Origin of the sequence: Paenibacillus sp. FSL R5-0810 (genome assembly GCF_038002285.1) — a bacterium.
GTDB lineage: Bacteria > Bacillota > Bacilli > Paenibacillales > Paenibacillaceae > Paenibacillus_AQ > Paenibacillus_AQ lactis.
Map to the genome: position 1 here is coordinate 5521314 of NZ_JBBOCF010000001.1, position 24554 is coordinate 5545867.

Annotated in this window: 16 protein-coding genes and 1 riboswitch; of the genes, 10 read left to right on the forward strand and 6 right to left on the reverse strand. The window is 55.7% G+C overall.

The features are described 5' to 3' along the window. Window positions 1-117 precede the first annotated feature (117 nt). From MKX76_RS24515 to MKX76_RS24560, 10 genes are all read left to right on the forward strand, one after another. A complete protein-coding gene (locus MKX76_RS24515) occupies window positions 118-708 on the forward strand; it encodes a TetR/AcrR family transcriptional regulator (protein ID WP_341034752.1) in 591 nt (196 codons plus the stop codon). A 68-nt stretch (window positions 709-776) separates the two neighbouring features. Then, on the forward strand, window positions 777-1355 hold the full coding sequence (locus tag MKX76_RS24520; protein ID WP_341034753.1) for an NAD(P)H-dependent oxidoreductase: 579 nt from the start codon (window positions 777-779) through the stop codon (window positions 1353-1355). A gap of 110 nt (window positions 1356-1465) precedes the next feature. Further along, window positions 1466-1567: riboswitch (purine riboswitch) on the forward strand. A 260-nt stretch (window positions 1568-1827) separates the two neighbouring features. Further along, the gene (gene ade / locus MKX76_RS24525; protein WP_341034754.1) at window positions 1828-3633 is read left to right on the forward strand and encodes an adenine deaminase; all 1806 of its coding nucleotides are present in this window, start codon (window positions 1828-1830) and stop codon (window positions 3631-3633) included. Window positions 3634-3950: 317 nt separating this feature from the next. Then, window positions 3951-5354, forward strand: coding sequence for a cytochrome ubiquinol oxidase subunit I (locus tag MKX76_RS24530; RefSeq protein WP_251535789.1), 1404 nt, complete (start codon window positions 3951-3953; stop codon window positions 5352-5354). Next, window positions 5341-6357, forward strand: a complete 1017-nt coding sequence (gene cydB / locus MKX76_RS24535) for a cytochrome d ubiquinol oxidase subunit II (protein ID WP_341034755.1) — start codon at window positions 5341-5343, stop codon at window positions 6355-6357. The genes MKX76_RS24530 and cydB overlap by 14 nt, the downstream gene beginning before the upstream one ends. Beyond that, window positions 6357-8411 (forward strand): ABC transporter ATP-binding protein/permease, encoded by a 2055-nt coding sequence (locus MKX76_RS24540; RefSeq protein ID WP_341034756.1) that lies wholly within the window; start codon window positions 6357-6359, stop codon window positions 8409-8411. Before cydB ends, MKX76_RS24540 begins: the two co-directional genes overlap by 1 nt. Further along, window positions 8408-10348, forward strand: a complete 1941-nt coding sequence (locus tag MKX76_RS24545) for an amino acid ABC transporter ATP-binding/permease protein (protein ID WP_341034757.1) — start codon at window positions 8408-8410, stop codon at window positions 10346-10348. Before MKX76_RS24540 ends, MKX76_RS24545 begins: the two co-directional genes overlap by 4 nt. 131 nt (window positions 10349-10479) lie before the next feature. Continuing rightward, a complete protein-coding gene (locus tag MKX76_RS24550) occupies window positions 10480-11505 on the forward strand; it encodes a DUF2332 domain-containing protein (RefSeq protein ID WP_341034758.1) in 1026 nt (341 codons plus the stop codon). A gap of 503 nt (window positions 11506-12008) precedes the next feature. Continuing rightward, the gene (fumC, locus tag MKX76_RS24555; protein WP_210094040.1) at window positions 12009-13397 is read left to right on the forward strand and encodes a class II fumarate hydratase; all 1389 of its coding nucleotides are present in this window, start codon (window positions 12009-12011) and stop codon (window positions 13395-13397) included. Between the two features lie 140 nt (window positions 13398-13537). After that, window positions 13538-14575 (forward strand): hypothetical protein, encoded by a 1038-nt coding sequence (locus MKX76_RS24560; protein ID WP_210094039.1) that lies wholly within the window; start codon window positions 13538-13540, stop codon window positions 14573-14575. A gap of 117 nt (window positions 14576-14692) precedes the next feature. Here the strand turns inward: MKX76_RS24560 and MKX76_RS24565 are convergent, their stop codons facing one another. The 6 genes from MKX76_RS24565 to MKX76_RS24590 form a co-directional block, all read right to left on the reverse strand. Beyond that, window positions 14693-15397: a DUF1266 domain-containing protein gene (locus tag MKX76_RS24565; RefSeq protein ID WP_007128882.1), complete on the reverse strand. Its 705-nt coding sequence runs from the start codon at window positions 15395-15397 to the stop codon at window positions 14693-14695. 18 nt (window positions 15398-15415) lie between these two features. Continuing rightward, window positions 15416-16801 (reverse strand): tetratricopeptide repeat protein, encoded by a 1386-nt coding sequence (locus tag MKX76_RS24570; protein WP_341034759.1) that lies wholly within the window; start codon window positions 16799-16801, stop codon window positions 15416-15418. Next, a complete protein-coding gene (locus MKX76_RS24575; RefSeq protein WP_341034760.1) occupies window positions 16798-18501 on the reverse strand; it encodes a molecular chaperone HscC in 1704 nt (567 codons plus the stop codon). Before MKX76_RS24575 ends, MKX76_RS24570 begins: the two co-directional genes overlap by 4 nt. Before the next feature lie 294 nt (window positions 18502-18795). Further along, window positions 18796-20391: a PTS sugar transporter gene (locus tag MKX76_RS24580; RefSeq protein ID WP_341034761.1), complete on the reverse strand. Its 1596-nt coding sequence runs from the start codon at window positions 20389-20391 to the stop codon at window positions 18796-18798. A 217-nt stretch (window positions 20392-20608) separates the two neighbouring features. Next, entirely contained in the window at window positions 20609-21958 is a 1350-nt protein-coding gene (locus MKX76_RS24585) for a hemolysin family protein (protein WP_210094035.1), read from the reverse strand. Between the two features lie 676 nt (window positions 21959-22634). Continuing rightward, a complete protein-coding gene (locus MKX76_RS24590; RefSeq protein WP_007128876.1) occupies window positions 22635-24491 on the reverse strand; it encodes an LTA synthase family protein in 1857 nt (618 codons plus the stop codon). Window positions 24492-24554 lie beyond the last annotated feature (63 nt).

Below are 24554 nucleotides of genomic sequence, written 5' to 3' on the forward strand. Positions count from 1 at the left end.
AAATACTTTATGCTTAGGCGAAATCTAAAAATGAACAGAGAGGCTCCCTCGGGTTATGGGGAGCTTTTTTTGCACATGCTATTGCAATTTGGTTAGCGTTCACTTATCATATGAGACATGAAAAGAAAACCTCATTTCGATAGTAAGAAGAAGGAAATTCTGCAAGCTGCCATGAAGCTTTTTGCCGAGAAGGGCGTGGATGGCGTATCGGTGAAGGAGATCGGAGCGGCGGCAGGCGTGACGGATGCCGCGATCTATAAGCATTTTACGAACAAGGATGCCGTTGCCGCAGAGGCGTTTGGTGAATATTGCGGCAGTTATACGCGTTTGGTGGATGACTACGTTTCCCGGCCGGGATCATTCGCAGATCGGATATCGGATCTTGTAACCCGTGTACTGGAGTCATATGACGAGGATAAATACGGCTTGCTGTTATTGTCCCAGCATCATGAGCTGTTTACGGAGGTTGTCAAGAGCAGGGGACGTCAGCCGCTGGATGCGCTGCATGAGCTGCTTGATCAGGCGGTGCAGCAACGGGAAATTCCGCCGCAGAATACGCGATTAGCCGCTGTGCTGATCATCGGTGCATTCAGCCAGCTTGCGAACTCAACGATGCAAGGGGAGCTTGAAGAACCGCTGGCGCCGTTGGCACCTGAAGTGACGGCACATGTATTGGCATTAACAGGTTGGGGAAGAGGTCAGGTGTGATCTTTTCTTTTTTTGTCCTATGGTTAGTATTTGCTAACTAAAACCCTTTCCGTGAAAGGAAGATGTGTATGAAGAAGGTTTTAATCATTCAAGGCAATCCCATTGAAAATAGCTATTGCAGTCAGCTGGCCACGCTCTATGCACAGGGGGCAACCCAATCGGGGGCGGAGGTGCAGGTGTTGGTGCTTGCGCATTTGGATTTTGATCTGAACCTGTCCGGCGGCTATAAGGGAAATCAATTGCTGGAGCCTGATCTGCAAGAGGCGCAGAAGCTGATTGCCTGGGCGGATCATCTGGTATTTGTGTACCCGAATTGGTGGGGCGGCATGCCGGCCCTGCTCAAAGGGTTCATCGACAGGGTTTTTTTGCCGGGATTCGCGTTTAAGTACCGTCGGAACTCGCCTTTGCCGGAGCAGCTTCTTAGAGGAAAAACGGCTCGTTTGATCGTCACGATGGATTCGCCGTATGTCTACTATCGCTTCTATCTTGGACAACCGGGGCATCAGATGATGAAGCGCTCCATTTTGAAGTTCTGCGGGGTAGGCACTGTCCGCTCAACGAACATCACGCAGCTTCGCACAATGCCCGAGACTGCAAGAAAGCGATGGCTTGAGCGTGTGCAGAGAATGGGACAGAAGCTGGTGTGATCGGGCAGTGCCGTCGAAGTGCAGTTCCTTCTATTGGCTTGACTTCTCGGGCAGGAGGATTATAATTCATACAATATAATAAAACGAAAAGTCGAATGGAAGGTAATGATTGTTCAAAATCTAATCTTTGATGTATATGCCGGGGAATAGGGCCCTGGCGTTTCTACCAGGTTACCGTAAATAACTTGACTACATAAAGGTTGAGAATTCCATCCCCCAAGCGATAGCTCCGGCAACGCATAGAAGCAGGGCAGTCCAATCAACCCCAAAAGGAACCCGGCACGTTTTAACGGGTAGGTTGATGTACAGACTAGATAGCAAGTTTGCTGGCGCACGGGAGTTCTCTTCCTCTATGGATATAGTACAGGCAACCCGGGCGAGAGACGCTGTCCGGGTTGTTTGGCGTGTTATCAGCGGATCGATTTTGATTTAAATACCGTTTCATCATAAAAAAGGGGAGCGTGCAATCATCATGAGTTCAAGCAAAAGACATAAACGATACGAGGTCAGCCGGCAGCTGGGACAGGTTGCTTTGGGGCAGTCGCCAGCCGAGCTGGTGATCAAGAACGGCACGCTGGTCAACGTATTTACGGGCGAGCTTCAAGCGAATATGGACGTGGCGGTTGCAGCCGGGCGCATTGCCTATATCGGCAATGCGGATCATACCATCGGCGAGGGCACGAAAGTGATTGATGGCAAAGGGCGGTATATTACGCCGGGACTGCTTGATGGCCATATGCACGTCGAATCCACGATGCTGACGGTGACCGAATTTGCCAAGGCGGCCATCGTAAGCGGAACGACCGGTATCTATATGGATCCGCACGAGATTGCCAACGTGTTCGGCATGGAAGGCGTGCGCTGGATGCATGAGGAAGGTCAGCAGCTGCCGCTGAAGGTATTCACGACCATTCCTTCCTGCGTCCCCGCAACATTCGATCTGGAGGATGGCGGCGCCCAGCTTGGCGTATCCGATATCGAAGAGGGGCTGACCTGGCCCGGCACGGCAGGCCTCGGTGAAGTAATGAACTTCCCAGGCGTCGTGAACGGCGATCCGACGATGCTCGGAGAGATTGAAGCAACGCTGCGTGCGGGCAAGACGGTAACCGGACATTTTCCGGCTGAGGATGACCGAATGCTTCAGGCTTATTTGGCTACAGGGGTTAGCTCCGACCACGAGACGGTGACACGGGAACAGGCGCTGGAGAAGGTTAGGCTCGGGATGCATCTGATGATCCGCGAGGGTTCGGCATGGCAGGACATCAAGGAGGTCATCAAAGTGGTGACCGAGGATAAGGTGCGCACGGACAACATGTCGCTCATTACCGACGATGTATACCCGCAGACGCTGGTGCGGCTCGGCCATATGAACCATATCGTGCGGCGGGCGATGGAAGAAGGGGTTGACCCCGTAACCGCGATTCAAATGGGCACGATCAACGTTGCGCGCTATTTCGGAATGGAGCTGGACCTTGGCAGCGTCTCGCCGGGGAAATCGGCGGACATCCTGCTCATTGACGATTTGAAGCGCATGGTTCCATCGGTCGTCATTGCCGATGGCGAGGTCGTTGCGGAGAACGGCCGCCTCGTGGTGGAGTTTCCGTCCTACCAATATCCGGAGAAGGCTTATCAATCGGTGCGTCTAGCCCGGGCCCTCACCCCGGAAGATTTCCTGCTCCGCAGCAAATCGGGTTCGGCTGCGCGAACGGAAGTCAATGTCGTGCGCGTCATTGAGAACAGTGCCCGTACAGCTAAAATGACGGCGGTTCTCCCGGTGGAGGACGGTATCATCCGGCCGGACCTGGAGCAGGACGTCGTGCAGCTTGCTTGCATCGAGCGTCACCGCGGAACCGGGCAAATCTCGCTAGGGTTCGCGAGCGGCTTCGGTCTGAAGTCGGGTGCGGTCGCTTCGACCGTGGCCCATGACAGCCACAACCTGCTGGTGATGGGCACGAATGTGGACGATATGGCATTTGCCGCCAACGAGCTGGCGGCTTGCGGCGGCGGCATGATCGTCGTCCGGGACGGGAAGGTGCTGGCGAAGGTGGCAATGCCGATTGCCGGCCTTCTGGCTGACCGCCCGGTGGAAGTCGTGGCCGAGGAGGTGGCGGCGCTGGAGGATGCGTGGAAGGAGCTTGGCTGCTTCATCAACGCGCCGTTCATGACCTTCTCCCTCATCGCGCTCCCGGTCATTCCGGAAATCCGCATCACGAACCGCGGGATTGCGGATGTGATAGAGTTTAAGCTGATCGAGACTGAGGTGGGTCCGGTTCAATAAAATGTACAAGCTAATGCAATGATCTGCATGCCGCATCGTACGAGCAATAACGACGAGGGTCGTGCAGCAGTGATGAGGAACGACGCGCGCCGGGAGAGGCACGTGGTATAGTATACAAGGGGCAGGCTCACCAGGGATGGCGGGCCTGTCCCTTTTAAGTTCGGGACTTCGTGATTTTTGTCACAAATTTATAACTTTTTATCCGTTTTCGACTCCGATATTGTGATGTTAATCACAATCCTGCCTGCTCCAGTCTGCGACAATACCAAAAGAATCAAATTTAAAATGATGACGTGAGCTAAAGGAAGGGGTATGTTATGGATCCGGTGATGCTGGCGCGAATACAGTTCGCATCGACAACTATTTTTCACTTTATTTTCGTACCGATCTCCATCGGGTTGGCGTTTCTGATCGCCGTCATGGAGACGATGTACGTTGTCAAAGGCCAGGACGTGTATAAACGGATGGCCAAATTCTGGGGCAAGCTGTTTCTCATTAACTTTGCGGTCGGCGTAGTGACGGGGATTCTGCAGGAATTCCAGTTCGGCATGAACTGGTCCGATTATTCCCGGTTCGTCGGGGACGTGTTTGGCGCGCCGCTGGCGATCGAGGCACTGCTGGCCTTTTTCCTCGAATCGACGTTCATCGGCCTGTGGATCTTCGGCTGGGACCGGCTTTCGAAGAAGGTCCATCTGCTGAGCATCTGGCTGGTGTCCTTCGGCACCTTGATGTCGGCGTTCTGGATTCTGGCCGCCAACTCGTTCATGCAGCGTCCGGTCGGATTCGAGATCAACAACGGTCGGGCGGAGATGAACGACTTTTTCGCGCTGATCACGAACGGTCAGCTGCTGGTGGAGTTCCCGCATACGATTTTCGGGGCGCTGGCTACCGGCGCTTTCCTCGTAGCCGGGGTGAGCGCGTATAAGCTGATGAAGAAGCAGGACCTGGACTTTTTCAAAAGATCGTTCAACCTCGCGATTGTGGTTGGCCTGATTACCTCCATTCTGGTTGCGGTGTTCGGCCACCAGCAGGCGCAGTACCTCGTGCAGACTCAGCCGATGAAGATGGCTGCTGCGGAGGGCCTGTGGGAAACGAGCGAGGACCCGGCGCCGTGGACGGTCTTTGCGTCGATCGATCCGGATAAGCAGGAGAACTCGGCGGAATTCAAAGTCCCGTATTTGCTCAGCTTCCTGTCTTACAGCAAATTTAGCGGCGAAGTGATCGGGATGAAAGAGCTGCAGTCCCAGTACGAGCAGGAATACGGCCCGGGCGATTATATTCCTCCGGTGCGCACGACCTTCTGGAGCTTCCGGATTATGGTGGCGGCCGGAACGGCCATGATTCTGCTTGGTCTGTACGGTGCTTGGCTGATGCTGCGCAAAAAGGTCGAACAGGCCGGGAAGTGGTTCCTGAGCATGATGCTGATTGGCATCTCCCTGCCGATCATAGCGAACAGCTCGGGCTGGATTATGACGGAAATCGGGCGCCAGCCGTGGACGGTGTTCGGGCTCATTACGACGGAGAACAGCATTTCGCCGAATGTCAGCGCCGGGTCGATTCTGTTCTCGCTGATCGTGTTTACGGCGATTTACGCGGTGCTGGCGGCTGTCATGGCCTATCTGTTCGTCAAGGTGATTAAGAAAGGGCCGTATGCGGAGGAGGCGGACCACCGCCACGCAAGCGATCCGTTTAACAAGGAGGGCTACAATGCTGTCTCTTAATGAAGTATGGTTTGTGCTGGTTGCGGTATTGTTTATCGGGTTCTTTTTTCTCGAGGGCTTTGATTTCGGCGTTGGGATGTCCACGCAGCTTCTGGCCAAAAGCGACACGGAGCGCCGCGTGCTCATCAATTCCATCGGCCCGTTCTGGGACGCGAACGAGGTATGGCTGCTAACGGCAGGGGGCGCGATGTTCGCGGCGTTCCCGAACTGGTACGCGACCTTGTTCAGCGGGTTCTACATTCCGCTTGTCTTCCTCCTGCTGGCCTTGATCGGCCGCGGCGTAGCCTTTGAGTTCCGGGGGAAGGTGGGGAATGCCCGCTGGAAAAGGGTATGGGACGGCGCCATTTTCACAGGCAGCGTGCTGCCTCCGTTCCTGCTCGGCGTCGTATTTGCCTGCCTGATCCAGGGGCTGCCGATTAACGAAGCAATGGAAATGCACGCCGGTTTCTTCGATATCGTCAATGCCTATACGGTGGTTGGCGGGCTGACGATGACGCTGCTGTGCCTGCTGCACGGCTTGATGTTCACGACGCTTCGCACGACCTCGGACTTGCAAGAGCGCGCACGCTCCATGGCACGGAAGCTGCTGCTTCCGGTTGCGGGACTGTTCGCGGCATTCGGCGTCATGACGTATTTCATGACGGACGTGTTCGAGCGCCGGGGCGGCCTGATCGCCGTTCTGCTGGGGCTGGCGCTGCTGGCCTTCCTGCTCGGCGGATATTTCATGAGCCTCAAGCGGGATGGCTGGGCGTTCGGGATGACCGGCGCCGTGATCGCTCTTACGGTAACCTCCGTGTTCGCGGGATTGTTCCCGCGGGTCATGATCAGCTCTATCAGCCAGGCGTTCGATCTGACGATCTATAATGCGGCTTCCGGCCCGTATTCGCTGAAGGTGATGACCATCGTGGCCGTCACGCTGCTGCCTTTCGTCTTGGGTTATCAAATCTGGAGTTACTTCGTTTTCCACAAACGGGTACATGAGAAGGAGCATCTGGAATACTGATGGGAAAAGATCTGCTGGGTTACCGTGGCGCCAAGACGACGTTTCTACTGGTCGCCGTATGTACCCTGGCACAGAGCATGGCCATCCTCCTGCAGGCCAAATGGCTTGCAGAGACGGTTTCCGCGCTGTTCGCGGGGGCCTCGCTGCAGGAGCAGGGAGGAACCATTGCCCTGTTTCTGCTTGCTTTTCTGCTGCGGCACGGGGTCGGAGCCATCCAGCAAGGGATTGCGCAGCGCTTTGCGGAGCAGACCGGCACAAGCCTTCGTAAGGAGCTGCTCGGCGTGCTCTTCCGGAGAGGGCCGGCGCTGATCCGGAAGGAAGGAACGGGCAATGTGGTTACGCTTGTGCTGGAGGGCATCGGCAAGTTCCGCAAATATGCGGAGCTGACCATCCCCCGGATGATGGGCGCGGGCATAACTCCTGCGCTGGTATGGCTGTACGTATTCATGACCGACCGGATTTCGGGCATTATTTTGCTCGTGACCATGCCGATTCTGATTGCCTTCCTGATTCTTGTCGGCCTCGCTGCAAGGAAGCAGACTGAGCGGCAGCTGGATTCTTACCGGATGCTGTCCAATCATTTCGTCGACTCGCTCAGGGGGCTTATGACGCTGAAATTTCTAGGCCAGAGCCGCAAGCACAGCGGCAGCATTCGGCAGGTCAGCGAAGATTACCGGAAAGCGACCATGCGCACATTGCGCGTGGCCTTTCTGTCCTCCTTCGCGCTGGACTTCTTCACCATGCTGTCCGTTGCGTCCGTTGCGGTCAACCTTGGTCTGCGGCTCATAAACGGAAGTATCGAGCTGCTGCCGGCGCTGCTGGTTCTGATTCTCGCGCCGGAGTACTTCCTTCCGGTGCGGATGGTCGGCGCCGATTTCCATGCGACGCTGGACGGCAAGCAGGCGGGGGAAGCGATGCAGTCGATCATTCGGGCATCGCGGGCCGAGGAGACCGGCAAGCCGGAAGCGGCGGAGACTGCTCGGTATACGGGCGCAGATGGCTTCGGCGAAGCCGCTGTGGCCCATTCGGGTGTTGGTGAGGCTGTCGGCGGTGCAGGTTGGATACACACAGCGGATGCAGCTGCCGATGCTGAAGGAACGGTGCCGATGACAACCGACACGGCCATCGCCCGAGCGACCAACGCGGCCACCGCCGCGACAATCAATACCGCAATGGGGATGACAGCCGATGCACCGCATGCGGCGACAACGGATACGGCACGTAAAATCGGAACGCCTCTCTCGGCCCCGATACTTAAAATTAAGGATAGTTCGACAAACCGCGGAAAAACGCCGGCTGTATTTCGATGGGATGATTGCAGCATGCTGGAGCTGTCCGGTGTCGGCCTGCGGCATGAAGAGCACGGGCCGGCTTCTCTGGAGGACGTCAGCTTCCGGATTCCGGGCAAGGGCAGGATCGGGATCGTGGGGGAGAGCGGAGCTGGCAAATCCTCGCTGATCGATCTCCTTGGCGGCTTTGCGGCTCCTACCGCAGGAGAGATCAGACTGAACGGCGTGACGCTGGAGGACGGGAACCGCGAGGCATGGCGAAGCGGAGTGACGTATATGCCGCAGCATCCGTATTTGTTCAGCAGTACGCTTGAGGGTAATGTGCGGTTCTATGCGCCGGATGCTTCTGACGCGGACGTACGGGCCGCTGTTGAGGCGGCGGGACTGATTGACCTTGTGCGCGCGCTGCCGAATGGACTTCATGAAATGATTGGAGCTGGAGGGCGAGCCTTAAGCGGCGGGCAGGCCCAGCGCGTCGCCTTGGCGAGAGCGCTGCTCGGCGGGCGGCAGGTGCTGCTGCTGGATGAGCCGACGGCCCATCTTGACATCGAGACGGAATATGAGCTGAAAGAGACGATGCTGTCCATATTCCGGGACAAGTGGGTATTCCTTGCTACGCACAGACTGCACTGGATGCGGGATATGGATGTTATCATCGTGCTCCACCGGGGGCGTGTCGCAGAGACGGGAACCCATGAGGAGCTCATGCAATTGAAGGGCGTGTATTACGGGTTGATAACTTCGCAGATGGAGGGAATCGGATGAAGCAGGAATCGTGGTTTCGGCCTTATGTGACGGCAAATTTCTGGCGCTTTCTGCTGATTGCCATGCTCGGCGTGCTTACCGTTCTGTTTGCGTGCATGCTGATGTTTACGTCCGGGTATTTAATCTCCAAATCCGCGCTCCGTCCGGAGAACATTCTGATGGTGTACGTGCCGACGGTAGGTGTCCGTACATTCGGGATCGGACGCGCCGTCCTGCATTATGCGGAGCGCCTTGTGGGGCATGATACGATTCTCCGTATCCTGTCCCAGATGCGGCTGAGGCTGTACCGGATTCTGGAGCCTCAGGCACTCCGGTTAACTTCCCGCTACCGGACCGGCGATCTCCTGTGCGTGCTCTCCGATGACATTGAATACTTGCAGGACGTCTACATCCGCACGGTATTTCCGTCGTTCGTGGCGCTGGTCCTATATGCCGGCGTGATTGCGGCCGCTGGACGATTCGATCCGGGATTTGCTCTTCTGCTGGCCTTGTATGTGGCCGTTCTGGTATTCGTGCTGCCGCTCATTTCCCTGCTGCTGACGAAGCGGAAGAACCGGGAGATGAAGCAGGCAAGGAACCGGCTGTACCAGAAGCTGACCGATGCGGTGCTTGGCATGCATGAATGGTACGTCAGCGGCCGGCAGCAGCAGTTTCTGACGGGATACGAGGAGGATGAAGCCGAGGTGGACCGGACCGACCGGGCGCTCAAGCGGTGGGCGCGGCTGCGCGGCTTCATCGGGCAGACGGTCGTTGCGGTAACGGTCGTCACGGTCGTGTATGTAGCTGGCAAGGAGTATGCGGGCGGTTCACTGGACGTTACGCTGATCGCGGCGATGGTGCTTGCGGTGTTTCCACTGATGGACGCTTTTCTGCCGGTGTCCGAGGCGGTAGAGCGGATTCCGCTGTACGGTCAATCGGTTCAGAGACTGAAGGCCATCGGGCATGGAGAGGGCTCCACCACCACTGGATATCGGGAGCAGCTGTCATTGAGCCGGGGCGAAGTGGATGCCGTGATTCGTAGCGGCGCACATATAAAGGTGGAGGCCGTCTCGTTTCAATACGATGCAAATGGGACTGATGCAGCACACTCAGCACATTCACCAGCAGCACCTTCGCCAGATGCGGCAGAAGCAGCATATTCAACAACAGCACACTCACCAGATCCGGCAGATGCGGCATATCAACCAGAAGCGACAGATGCAGCACATTCGGCACGTTGGGCAGGCGCGACAGCATCAGGCTGTTTGGACAACGGTACAGACGCGCTCCGGGACATTTCCCTTGACGTTCCCGCCGGAGCCAAGGTGGCGGTCATCGGACGTTCAGGAGCCGGCAAATCGACCCTGCTGCAGCTTATCCAGGGCGTCTTGGCACCCTCATCGGGCACGGTCACGATCGGCGGCACGGATGCAGCGCGTTTTGGCGACAATATCTCGTCCGTGATTTCCGTCCTGAATCAGAGCCCTCATCTGTTCGACACCACGCTGGCAAACAATATCCGGCTCGGACGACCGGATGCCACGGAAGAGGATATCCGGCAGGCCGCTGCGATGGCCCAGCTAACTACGCTGGTCGATTCCCTTCCGGACGGCCTCCATACCCGCATGCAGGAAGCAGGGCAGCGTTTTTCAGGAGGAGAACGCCAGCGAGTGGCCCTTGCCCGCATTCTGCTGCAGAAGAGTCCGGTCGTTATCCTTGACGAACCGACGGTCGGGCTGGATCCCAGAACGGAGCGCGAGCTGCTTTCTACCATTTTCTCCAGCCTTCAGGACCGGACGCTGATCTGGGTGACCCATCATCTCGTCGGCGTCGAGCAGATGGATGAGATCCTGTTCTTGGAGCAAGGGAAAGTCGTCATGCGCGGTACGCACGACGAGCTGATGGAGCGCTACCCAAGGTATCGCGGGCTGTATCGGCTGGACCGCCCCGGCGCATAATCGGAATAGGTCCTGAACCATTCCATTGTTTCTCTTATCGGACCGATAAAAGATCGCAATCCAAAGCGCGGCTGGAAAGATGTAACATGGTCTTAGACCGGTCTATAACTTTTTTGTTAGGAGAGTGACATATGGATCAGGAGCGGCTGGTGAGGGTATTTCAGCATTTTGCCGATAAGGAATTTCCGGGAGCCAGCGATTTGTACGCGCATTTGGCGCGGCAGATCGCCGGCGATGCGGAGGTTTTGGCGATAGCTGCCCAGGCTTCGCCCGGACAGCCGGTGCCCAATCTGCTGTTCGGCGCGGTTCAGTACTTGCTGCTGAAGGGCAAGGGGGCGGCGCTTAGCGCCTACTATCCGGGGCTCGCGGAGGAGCCGAAGGAAATGGAGGCAAGCTATCCGCATTTTCGGACATTTGTGCTGGAGCATAGGGAGGAGATTATAGGGATCCTCCGAAGCAAGCGGGTGCAGACGAACGAGGTCCGGCGCTGCGCGTATCTTTTTCCGGTGTTCTGCTCCGTGTATGCCAAGGTTCGGAAGCCGCTTGCCCTTGTAGAGCTGGGGTGCAGCGCCGGACTGCAGCTGCTGTGGGATCAGTACAGCTATGCTTACGGCGGCCAGGAGGTATACGGCAAGAAGGAGTCCGCCGTTCGCATCGATTCCGAGATCAGGGGCGGGAAGGCCCCGTTTCTGCTCTCTTCCAGTCCCCCGGTCGTCTACCGGATGGGGATCGATCTTCACGTGAACGATGTGCACAGCGCGGAGGATGTATTGTGGCTACGGGCGCTCATCTGGCCGGGCAACCCCCGCCGGGTATCGATGCTCGAGCAGGCCGCAGCTCTTCTTAAGAGCCGGTCTGATATTCGGTTTATAGAAGGGGACGGGACGGAGCTGCTGCCCGATCTTGTGAGGGACATTCCCGGAGAGGCCGTCGTATGCGTCTTTCATACGCATGTAGCCAACCAGATTCCCGAGGATAACAAACATCGGCTGCTCCATCATCTGAGCACGATCGGTAAACAACGCGACATCGTCCATGTGTACAACAATATGTGGGATGGTGATCTCCATGCCGACTTTATTGTCGGCGGCATATCGAGCGAACAGACCATCCTTAGAGCCGACGGTCATGGGCGCTGGTTTGAATGGCTGGCATGAATCGCTAGTCCGCCTTTTTTCCACGTCGTTTGCAATCCTCCTTCGTGCTTCAGCTCTCTTCGCCCCGCCGTCTGCAATCCTCACCCGTACTCTCATTACGCTTCTCCATGCCGCGGCATTTTTCTCCAGCGCCAGACTGTGCCATAATAGGGGAGATGGAGTATAAATAGGAGTTCAAAAAGTCGGTTTTTCAGCACCGAAGCTTATCCTTCCGAAGTGCGTTTTTTCAAAACGCTTTAGGTTGGATGAAGCTAGGGACGTCAGGAGTGGAGCTACACGTTTTCGCAGAAAACGCCTTCGAAAGCATCTGCTGTTTTGGGTACGTGAGCACTGAAATGTTTCCGCAGGAAACATGCTTCGGAAGCATCTGCTTAGGCCCGGCTGAATTCAAGATTCGATGCCGAGTTACTTCTTGATTCACTTCGTGATCAAAAGACTACTTTTTGAACAACCTCTATAAAGCGTTTTATGCTGAATGAAGAATGCCAAAGGAGGAAGACAAGATGGAATACCGTATTGAGAAGGATACGCTAGGTGAGGTGAAGGTGCCTGCCGATAAGCTCTGGGCCGCCCAAACGCAGCGCAGCTCCGAAAATTTCCGGATCGGAACGGAAACGATGCCGAAGGAGATTATCCGGGCGTTCGCCGTGTTGAAGAAGAGCGCCGCGATTGTCAACGGCAAGCTCGGCAAGCTGAATGAAGACAAGGTCTGGGCCATTACCGTCGCGGCCGATGAAATCATTGAAGGCAAGCATGATGAGCATTTTCCCCTTGTCGTTTGGCAGACAGGCAGCGGCACGCAGTCCAATATGAACGTGAACGAGGTTATCGCGAACCGGGGGAACCAGCTGCTTCAGGAAAAAGGCAGCGACCAGCGCATTCACCCCAACGATGACGTGAATAAATCCCAAAGCTCCAACGACACCTTCCCGACGGCGATGCATATGGCGGCCGTTATCGCCTTGGAGGACAGCGTGCTGCCGTCGCTTCAACGGCTCAAGAAGACGCTGAAAGAGAAGAGCGAGGAGTACAAGGATCTCATTAAAATCGGCCGCACGCATCTTCAGGATGCCACGCCGCTTACGCTGGGGCAGGAAATCAGCGGCTGGCACCGTATGCTTGAGAAATGCGAGCTTATGGTCGCTTCTTCGATCGAGCCGCTGCGGGAGCTGGCGATCGGCGGAACGGCCGTCGGTACGGGCATCAACGCCCATCCGAAATTCGGCGAGATGACCGCGGCGGAAATCAGCCTGCAGATCGGCAAAAGCTACACCTCTGCCAGCAATAAATTCCACTCGCTGACAAGCCATGACGAAGTGGTCTTTGCGCACGGAGCGCTCAAGGCGCTGGCTGCCGATCTGATGAAGATCGCCAATGACGTGCGCTGGCTGGCGAGCGGGCCCCGCTCCGGCATCGGGGAGCTGACCATACCGGCCAACGAGCCGGGAAGCTCGATTATGCCGGGCAAAGTAAATCCGACCCAGAGCGAGGCGCTTACGATGGTGGTATGCCAGGTGATGGGGAACGATGCAACGATCGGGTTCGCGGCAAGCCAGGGCAATTTCGAGCTGAACGTATTCAAGCCGGTGATCATCTATAACTTCCTGCAATCGGCACGCCTGCTGTCGAATGCGATGGATTCGTTTGACCGGAACTGCGCGGTCGGCATCGAAGCGAATCTCGAAGTCATTCGCGGCAATATGGAGCGGTCGCTGATGCTGGTGACGGCGCTCAATCCGCATATCGGATACGAGAATGCGGCCGCGATCGCTAAACGCGCGCATCAAGAGGGCACGACCCTTCGGGAAGCTGCGCTGGCGAGCGGTCTGCTGACGGCAGAGGAATTTGACCGGATCGTGCGGCCGGAAGAGATGATTCATCCGAAGGAATAAGCAGGATGCTGTGAAGGCCAATCAACCCATGCACCCGCGAGGTGGATGGGTTTTTGTTTCTCTAACGGGGGAGCGGCTGTTATAATAAAGCTTCGACGGATGGATGGGGCGGAATTTTTTTAAAAAAGGAGGGATGACCAGTGAAGAAACATCAGCTGACCGCGGTGGTGCTTTCCGTGATCTTTACAGGCCTCGGCCTATTCTACATCGGGACCCCGATGCTGATCATTACCGGGGCGCTGCTTATGGCGCTGCAGGGAGCTGTGCTTTATTTTCTGCTGCTGACGCTCGGCTTTCTCGGCTTTTTGGCGCTGCCGGCCGCACTTGCGCTGCATATTGCGGGCATCGTGATTACGATTATTTATTTTAACTACCGGTCGCCGAAAAAAACGTGGCTGGAGCAGAAACGGCAGCGGCAGCTGTCTTCACCAGGTGCCATCGCCGCGCGCACGGTGATCGGCCTCCTCTTGCTTGCCGGATCCGTGTATGTCGGTTACACGGAGGGAACCGCCCCGTTTACCAAGTCGGCTGCGGAGAAGCAGGTTGTTCGGGAAGCCGCCGAACATTATTTGGAGCAAAAATACGGCGAGCCGTTCAAGGTCACCAAGATGGACTATACATGGGCTGTCGGATCATACAATCTTACGGCGATTCCCGAAGGAGCTCCTGAGCTGGAATTCACGCTGGACAGCACCGACGGCAGCCCGCCGGTCCCATCCGGTGAAACCTACCTCAATCGTGTATGGGGGGCGCAGCTTCGTGACAAGGCGGAGCCGGTCATCGACCGGCTGTATCCGGACGGCGCTTTCGTTCAGGCCTGGGTGAGCTGCAATATGAAGCAGGTGGTGCGGGAATACGACAAGCTGGATTCCTGCAGCGGCGAGCCGGTTAGCCAGAATGTAGACATCGTGGTGTTTGCCGATGTTGCGGAGGGCAGCCTGGACCAAGAGAAGGAGCGCATTCTGGAGCTGGTCAAGCAGCTGCCCGGAGTTACGGTTCCGGGCAAGACCGATCTTCAGATCGAGTATTATCCGGCAAAACTGAACACGCCCGCCAATGCAGCGAAGCTGGAGAAGGGGAGTGGCGCCTTGCAAGATGCGACGCCGACGTATCAGTTCAGGGAGTTCGACATTTCGCGGATCACGGGCACTTCGGACATCGAGCTCCGTAAATTGTAGAATTGAAAAAGCCAGGCAGAGCCTTTATTCGGTCTGTCCTGGCTTTTGTTTATTTCGTGATAGGGGAGTTTCCCGCCTTTGTTCGCGCAAGCGCAAGCGTCAGTTACCCAGGTTCAGTCAGACTGAGGCCGACATGCTGGCCGAAGCGTGCTTGTCCGGTAGCAGGCTTAGATCCCAAGGCACCTTATTGTAGGCAAGCTTGCTGCCCCCGAGGATGTTGCTGGCTCTGCTTATAACATGGTGGGAGTACTTCATTGCGATATCCTCTTTGATAAAATGCGTGCCGGCCGCAAAGGCGGTAAGATATTCGTCCCAGCTGCGGTAATGCTGCTGTAGGAGGGCCGCTGCCTTTTGTTTGATCTCCCAGGCCTCCTCTTCGCTCAGGAAGCGATAGATCCGTCCGATCCGGCTAAGAAGGATGGCCCAGCCCCCGCCTAATGCGGCGATATCGGCCGAAGGCAGCATCCCCATCCATTTGCCGACAACGATCATTTTTTTGTAATCGGGATCGTCTTTGGCGTCCTCGAGATAACGCTCGCGTGCCTTGAGGGTTAGGGCGGACAAACGGTTATGAATGTCCAGGTATTCCTGGCAGTGGCCGTCGTTTAGCAAAAAATCGATACGCTCCTTGAGGGAGGCCGCGTCCGTGATCTTCCAGTCGGCCAGCGCTTTTTTCATCACGCCTTTTCGCAGCCAGCGCTCCGAGGGATGAAATTCATAAGGAATATAATAATAGCCCAGCATGCTATCGATACAAACGCTGGACAAGCAGCGGAGGTAGAGCTCGATTCTTTTCTTGTGCTTGCGGCTGAATCCTTCCATGATGCGAATGCCTCCTTTCTAGGTTGCAAGCACCCAATGCACTTTGATGGCCTTCCAGGTGTTCCACAGGATGACGGCAATCAATAGCCACGTATATACCGGGTGCAGGTCGAAGAATATTTGCAGAGCCAGATAAACCAGAATGTAGAGCCAGCTTAAGCGGAGCACCATGAGCGTATCGAATAACAGATTGCTTCTCCATGACCGCCACCGGTCAGCGGCTGTGATGTGTCTCCGGCCGTATTTATGCTTGTTGGACGCCATGCACAGGTAGATATACGAGTGAATATGGGGATTCTCGAGCTGATTGGACTGTTTCAAGATATCCCGTGCCTGATCTATCTCCTCAAGTCCTATATAACATCGTCCTTTCAGGCAGAGCGCATCGGTATTTTCCGGCTCTTGGCCCAGCACCTTCTCAAGGTCGCTCAATGCGGACGAGTAATCCGCCTGCTCGAACCGGATCTGGGCACGGTGCCAATATCCATCAAGCTCCTCCGGCGCCAGCCGGATGGCTTGACCGAAGCATTCGTCCGCGGCGGTCAGGTTGCCGGTCCGCGCATGGCATTTACCGAGCATAAGCTGAAGGTCGGGATCATGAGGATATATCTCGTTGGCGCGGGTTAAATCGTCGAGGGCTTCTTCCAGCTCGCCTTCCTTCAACATGTACTGTCCCTGTTCCCTCAGATCGAGATACTGCTCGATATCGATATCCTTAACAGGATGCTCCTTAAAGCACTCGTACCGCAGCTCGGAGGTACCGTTAATTTGGCTCATGATATATCCGATGAGCGAATCGGGGTATTCCCCCAGCAGGTCTTCCTTGTTCTCCGTGAAGTGGAACATGTCGTCAAGCCGCTGCCATACCGGGCGGGGGAGATGGCGATGATCCTCCAGAAAGTCCATCAGTTCGTACTGCAGTTCCCCGCTCCGCTGCACATCCCACACGATGTCCCGGTTAAGCGCGTCCTCCCAGGCCTCGGGATTGATGCGCGCCTGGAAATTCTCATAAATTTCGTCGATCTCATCGATGAACTGCTCAATCGGGTCCTGCGGAATCGGCTCGCGGGCGTGGTGAAGCGGTTCTCTGTAATAATCGGAAGCAGCCGGAGATCGTCCGGATGCGGGGTAATCGTCTTTTTCTTCACCCGTCCAAAGCTCGCCGCCAGAGAGCGCCGTCTGGCCGCCATCGTAAGCGGCTGGCTCATCGAAATCCAGGCGCTCATCCTTCTCCGGCTCAACGTAAGGCGCCATCGTAAGCGCGGAATCATAAGCCTCGCGAAGGCGCTGATAGCCCTCCGGGTCATCCTCCGGGTGGTGGAGTCTCAGCTTTTTCGCATAGGCTCTTTTGATGGCTGATGTATCTCCGGTTGCTTCGATCCCCAAAATGTCCCATACACTCATGTCAAATCCATCCACCTTTCGAGCTGATCCAGCTGCTCCTTGAGCGCTTCGGAGGCCTGTTTAACCACTTGCTCATTTTGCGTCTGCAGCTGCATCTCGAACTGCTGAATCAGCCGGGCAATCATCTCTCGGCGGTCGCCCAGCGATTCCTCGTACAGCCGCTCGCCTCTTGCGATCAGCAGCCTGTTCTCCGTACGATCCCGGGGATGGATCTTGATATCCTTCAGCTCGGCAAGCCGAGCCTCGATCTGCTCCTTGGTCATGGAGCCGGCGTTGCTTTCGATGACCGCTCTTTTTTTCTCGCCGGTTGCCACGCTGATGACCTCGACCTCCAAAATGCCGTTGATATCATACGTATAGCGTACGTCAATGCTCTGCTCCCCCGCCGGGGCCGGCGGAATTTTGATCCGGAGCTCACCGAGCTTAATGTTGTTCTCCACGCGCCGGCTCTCCCCTTGATACACATCGACGGTCATTTGCCGCTGATTATCGGAAATCGTGTAGAGGCGCTCGACCCGGCTGATCGGTATCGGCGTGTTCCGTTCGATAATCGGGAGGAAATGCCCTGTTGAATATTGGCCGCCTCCCATCTCCCGCACAACGCTGGTACCGAGGGTATACGGGCACACATCCGTTAAAATCATCTCTTCGAGCGCTTGGTTGCGCTGCTTCAGCGCCGTTTGGATCGCCGCACCGATCGCAACCGTCTCATCGGGATGGATGTTGCTGTAAGGCATCCGGCCGAACATCCTGCCAATGACGCTGCGAATCAGCGGCATGCGCGTAGCTCCGCCGATGAGAATAATGGCGTCCAATTCGGAAGGTGTAAGGGAAGCGTCCCGCAGCGCACGCTCGATCGGCTGGCGCAGACGGAGCAGAAGCGGCTGGGCAAGCTTTTCAAATTCCGTCCGGCTTATGCGCAGCTCCAAGCTGCCGGTCTCGGCAGGGACGGTCATCTTGGCTTCGTTATCCTGGCCGAAGGCCAGCTTGCACATTTCGGCCTGCTTATAGATCAGCGATCTCGTTTTGGCACTGAGATCTTCGGCATTCAAGTCATGCGTATGTAAAAAGTGCGTAAAGAGGAGCTCCGTAAAATCCTCGCCCCCCAGAAAGTTATCGCCGGCAATGGATTTCACATCCATGATGCCTTCGAACAATTCCAGTATGGATACATCGAATGTGCCGCCGCCCAGGTCGAATACGAGAAATTTCGTTTCGGGGCTCTCCTGGTGCAATCCATAGGCAACCGCCGCAGCCGTCGGCTCGCTGATGAGCCGCTCCACCTTGAGACCGGCCAATTCCGCGGCCGTCTTCGTTGCCTTGCGCTGGGTATCGTTGAAGTAGGCGGGAACGCTGATGACGGCTTCCGTCACCGTCTCGCCCAAATAAGCTTCGGCATCGGCCTTCAGCGCTTTGATGATGAAGGATGAGAGCTCTTCCGGCGTGAAGGTGTGAGGGCCGAGCGCGTAGGTTTTTTCTGTCCCCATAAATCGTTTGAACGTTGCTGCCGTCGCTTGCGGATGCGTGATAAGCCGCTCCTGCGCAACCCGGCCGACCAAAATCTCCCCGTTGTCGTCAACGCTTACGACCGAAGGTGTGAGGTGCTCTCCGAGCACGTTCGGGATGATTGCCGCCCGGTCCTCGGCCCAATAAGCCGCAAGGCTGTTTGTCGTCCCAAGATCAATACCGATCATCGTCATTGTGTCAATTATCCCCTCTTTCTAATCCGAGCGTCTGCACGGAACCGGTTAAGGAACTGTTGCAGGCGCTTAGAGTTGCCCCATGGCTAGATAAAGCCGTTTAAATGTTGAAGGCCGTATCTCCTATTTTACCAGTGTTGGTAGAGTGATTCCAAGATGCGACACGAGTCTGTACAGAAAAAGCTCTCTCTGTCGAATAAAGAACGGCCTCGAGGATGCCCCCCCAGGCCGTTTTATGGAGTGTTACCGTAATTCTAAGCCCGAAGCGCCGTAACGCCTCGCTTGCCTATTACATTACATGCCGATCGTGCCCTTGGCGCTCCGGTAGACGTACATTTTGTTAACGAAGAAGGTGATCAAGAAAGAGCAGAGCAGGCTCGCCAGCATTGAGATCAGGAAGCCGAACGTGTTGTTGGATGTGATCGGACCGACAAAGGAAGGCACGTAGGCCGTTCCCCGAACGCCGAACAGTCCGACCAGCATGCCGCCGAGACCGGCTGAAGCAATCGCGCCTGCAAAAACCAGCTTGTTCGAGAACATGAAGGGATACGCGGCTTCAACGAATGTGCCGAAGCCCATATTCATGGCGAATCCCGGCGCCGCAACCGCCGCTTCTCCCTTGTCGCGGGGGGCGATCATGTTGGCCAGCGTGATTCCTGCCGATACCATCACCAGGCCCACCATGTCGACGGCACCCAGGAAGCTATTGCTCGTCGTCTCCATTTCCAGCAGAACAATAGGGAGGATGGCGGCATGGTATACGCCGCCGATGATGGCAGGCCAGATGAGCAGGCCGGCAATCAGCCCCGCCATGACCGGGCTCCAGGAGACGAGCGTTTCGATCAGCGTGCGGATGCCTTCACCCGCGCTGAGCGCAATCGGCGCAATAAGGAAGTAGACGATCAGCCCGGCAATAAGACCGGAAATGCCACCGGCGACGATATTGACCGTTGTGGCGGGGAAGCGCCATTCCACGCATTTACGGAACAGGTAATGGACGATGATCCCGGCGCCGATCCCCCCGATGATGCCCCCGATGATGCCTCCCTCTACGGACAGGATGCCGGCAACGATACCGGCCACGATCGATACCTCGTCCAGCTCGGACACCTGCTTGGCTGCGATAGCGGCAAGGATGACCGGCAGCGCTTTGATCATCAGGTCGAATACCTCGGATAATGCCGATAAGCCGGGGATTTTACTCACAGCCAGCACCAATGCCATCCCGATAAAGCCGGGGAGCGATGCCATCATCATGCCGCGAATATTAATTCTGCGCCAGGGCGATGCGCTGCTTCCCGAACCGGAAGAGGAAGAAGATGCCTGGGCTGTGCCGATCACCGGGCGGTACGGAATCCGCCAATGCTTGCTTAGCGAAGTGACGAACGTAACGGCACGGGTCCGGTTCGTCGTTCCCGTCGTGCCGGAAGCTGCAATCACATGCACGCCTTTCGCCTGAATCATCGCCATCGAGGTGCCGCCGGTTCCGGTCACCGGCAGCTTGTATTTGGCGCAGGCCTCCACCGCATGGCGGTTGCTGCCCTCCGGGTCAGCGCTCATGACGATGACTCCGTCTATCTCTCCGAGCTCAATCTGCTCGGCAATTTCCCGGTCCAGCCGCTCTGCGGCTTGATTGACCTGCTGCAGAGTGCCCTCAGCGATTATGACAGGTGCTCCCTGCGAAGAGCTCCAGCTGTAGAGCGCCGCAGGTGTGGTCTCCTTGGCAGCATCCATGGAAACCCCCGCAGCAATGAACTGCAGCGCCCCGCACGACAGCCCCGCGCTCTCCATCTGCACCAGGATTTCGTCCAGCAGTTTGCGGGGCTCCTTGCCGCCCAAATTATACAGATTGCCGCCGCTGCTCCCGATGATGGCAATTTGACGATTCATAATATGCCGCCTCCCGTAAGTGAGAAATGTTATTTTCTATATTACAGCGTTGGAGTAACTTATTAAAGCAGTAAAATGGACAATCGCCATCCTATGTGATGCATATCAGGGATACCCGTTAGGCTCCATTGTTGCGTGCACAGATAAAAACCGCCGTACCGGCCCACTGGGGCCTGTACGGCGGTTGTATCTATCATCTATGCCTAAGGACTCACGATTAGGAATCACGTTCTCCGGCTAAAGCCGCCGATGCTTCCTGCATCGATTCCTCGGCAACCTCTTTGACGATTTGAAGCTTCGTATAGCGATGCGTTTTCTTCTCCAAGACGGTGAAGGTCAAGTTCTCGTATGTCCAGATGTCGCCCTTGGACAGCTCCGAGTTGTGTCCGTACAGCCAGCCGCCGATCGTGTCCAGATCGTCCGTGGACAGGTCGGTGTGCAGCAGATCATTGATCCGGTTGATCGGCACCTTGCCGTCCGCGATAATGCGGTTCGGCTCGGGCTGGATGAGCTCGCGTTCTTCATCCTCGTCGAATTCGTCGCGGATTTCACCGACGATCTCTTCCAGAATGTCCTCGATGGTGATCATCCCGGACGTGCCGCCGTATTCATCGATCAGGATAGCCATATGCGTGCCTTCCAGCTGCATCTTCCGCAGCAGCTTCTTGATCGGAATCGCTTCGGATACCGTCATCGCCGGATGAATCAGCTTGGTCAGGTCCATGTTCGAATTGTCGTCGAACTCCAGGAAGAACTGCTTGGTGTTAATCGTACCGACAATCTGGTCCTTATCTCCCCGGACGACCGGGAAACGGGTATACTGCTCACGCTTGATGATCTGCAGGTTCGCAGCCAGCGGCTTATCGACATAGAGGCAGATCATATCGGTGCGGGGCACCATGATTTCCTTGGCGAGCATATCGTCGAAGGCGAAGATCCGGCTAACGTAGCCGTATTCGGCCTGGTTGATCTTGCCGCTCTCATAGCTGTCGCTTAGAATCATGCGCAGCTCTTCCTCGGAGTGAGCCTCTTCATGCTCGCTTGCAGGGTGCATGCCGAACAGGCGGACGATTTTATTCGCCGAGCCGTTCAGAAGCCAGATGAACGGATACATGATGCGGTTAAACCAGATAATCGGTGTCGCGCACAAGAACGTAACGGCTTCGGCTTTATTGATCGCGATGGTCTTCGGCGCAAGCTCGCCGATCACGACGTGAATATATGTCATGATGATGAACGCGAGCAGGAACGAGATCAACGAAGATATGGCGGCCGGAATCGCGAAATTATCGAATACCGGATGCAGAATCTTCTCGATGGTCGGTTCCCCGAGCCAACCGAGGCCGAGCGCGGTGATCGTAATCCCGAGCTGACACGCCGACAGGTAGCCGTCGAGGTTGGACGTCACCTTTTTAACCGCGAGCGCGCCTTTACGCCCTTCCATGACCAATTGGTCGACCCGGCTGGGACGAAGCCTGATGATGGCAAATTCCGTCATAACGAAGAAAGCTGTAGCGGCGATTAATAATACAACAAGAAATATATTTAGGCCAATATTGTCATCCAAACAAAACACATCCTTTTTCTTTCTGATCTGAATTAGTTTTTAAATAACCAGTGTCAACTATACATGGCTGTCAACATAATTCGACCGGAACTTCAAAGGTTCGAGCATCATGTGCTTGAGGATCAGGAACATATCGGTTTCAGTGGAGCATGTAACGTCATTCAAGGAAAGCAGAGACTCATGGCGAGGCAGCTCCAGCATTAGCCGGACGGGATCCGGGCTTTTGGGCACGGGGGCCGGGGCTGGATATGCTCCTTCGGGCGCCTCCATCCCTTGCTGGGCAATAACGGAATCTGACAGATCCTCGCCGAGCGCGGGCGTAACGTAAGAGAGCAGCATGAAGCCAAGAGCGGAACATATAATTCTGTTTATCCTTCGTATGGGGTCCAAGTCGGATCGTCACTCCTAGAATTCGTAATCGATTTGCTCTAACAAATATATGGCTGAAATGCGTTCATATGATTCAATGAATCTCGTTGTTGTACCTAATTTCACCACGATCATCATATTTAAAACAAGGTATATTGTTATACATCATAAGAAAAAGTGTGCCACTATGTCAAATGTCAGTTGGTTAAGCCGATGAAAGTCCGCTTCAGGATTGCCTTGGCGGCATCTGTCGAAGAAAAAAGGACCTCACCCAAACAGACGGGTGAGGTCCTTGCATGCCTTGTTATTATTTATGGAGCGGGAGCTGTCTGACATAACTGTCGGACAGATGGAGGAGCTGCAGGGCGCGTTCGAACTCTTCCCGCGAAGCTTGGGTGGACGCCTTATCTTGATGAGGCAGCGGATGCTTGGTGCCATCCTCGAAGCCGATCCCCGGGATGTACATGGTCGTATTGTTGATGAACGTCCCGGACGGCAGATAGTACCGCTCCGGCAGCAGATTGCTGTCCGCATGGTTCAGCAGGTCCTGACCGAAGTGAAGCTGGTCATCGAGCGGAGCGCCAAGCAGGTTCGCAATGGTCGGCAGCAGATCGATCTGCCCGCCGACTTGCTCCTTCACGGCCGGCTCCAGACCATTGCCGTGAATCATGAGCGGGATGTTTATCATATCGGCTGATGTGTACTCCCGGCCGTAAATCTCCTGCATCAGCTCTTTATCCTTGTTGTCCAAGGAATAAATCGGCAGACCGAGATGGTCGCCGTAGACGACAATCAGGCTGTCGTCCCATATGCCGTCCTTCTTCAGCTGCTCGATGAATTTGCCGAGGGCGTCATCCGCATAGTTTTGCGCACGGATATAGTCGCCGACGAAGGTGCCTTCATACCGCTCCGGCAGCGTCATCCGGTATTTCTCTTCCGGAATGGTAAACGGATGGTGGGCCGACATCGATATGATCTGCGTATAGAACGGCTTGCCCGTCTCGTGCATCTTCTCCAGCTCGGCCGCCGTTTTGGTATACAGCGCGTCATCCGATGCGCCGAAGAACAGCTTATCATCCTCCCCGAAGAAGGCTTTATCGTAATAACGGTTGAACCCAAGCGCCTTGTACAGCTCGCCGCGGTTCCAGAATTCCACCACATTCGTATGGAAGGTTGCCGTATCGTAGCCTTGGCTTTGCATCAGTCTCGGCAGGCTCGGAAGAACCCGGTCCGCATAATGCTGCGTCGCCGCTCCCCGCGGAGGAATGTAGAAGGACGTGTTGACAACAAACTCGGCATCCGAGGTGTTGCCCTGTCCAACGTTCTGGAAGAAGTTCGGGAAGTACAGGCTCTCACGGGCGAGCTTATTCATGTTCGGCGTAATTTCCTTGCCGTCAATCTTCAAATCGATCAGGAAATTCTGAAAGGATTCCATTTGAATGATGATCAGGTTCTTGCCCTTGGCTGCGCCGGATAACACAGGCTTCTCGGCGGGCTGAAGGCCCTTTAGTTCGTTGATTCGAGCCTGTGTAATCGCCTTGGCATCCTCGAGCTTTTTATTCTCCTGCTGGAAAATGGTGTACGCTTCATAATTCAGGATGCCCATTTCCTGTGCCTTCACGATTTCGTTCATGCTTGCCCGGTTCGGCATAATCTGGAAGAGGCAGAGCATCAGGGAGAGCACGAACATAATCGGCGCAAACTTCCGCTTCTCCTTCTTGGTGTGCCGGTTCTTCCAGTTCTTGACGCGGTCGCTGCGCCAAAGGAGCACGAACAATACGATAATGTCGGTGAAGATCAGCAGGTAGTACGGATCCATGAGCGAAAATACGCTGTTGCTCACCGCAGTGACTTGGTTCACCTGCTCTAGTGCATGATAAGTGACGATAACGCCGTAATATTTATAATACATGATGGCCGCGAAGAAAATGGCGGTCAACAACAGGTTGACGCCCATGTAGACAGCCAGCTTGCGCTTGGAGGCAAACCACTCAATCAAGCTGAACACGAGCCAGATAAAGGGGATCTCCGTAATCAGCGGCCTCCACGGAAGCACATCGTCAAATATGACGACCCAGGCCAAGTAGCTCTTAAGCAGCATAATGACGGAGAAAAATATAAATGGCTTCGTAATGGTTAAACGAAACCGTGAGATGGAAAACACCTGTATCGCCTTCCTTTCATGTCGCACATGCAGATTTTACGATGTTGATGATGCTCTCTGATC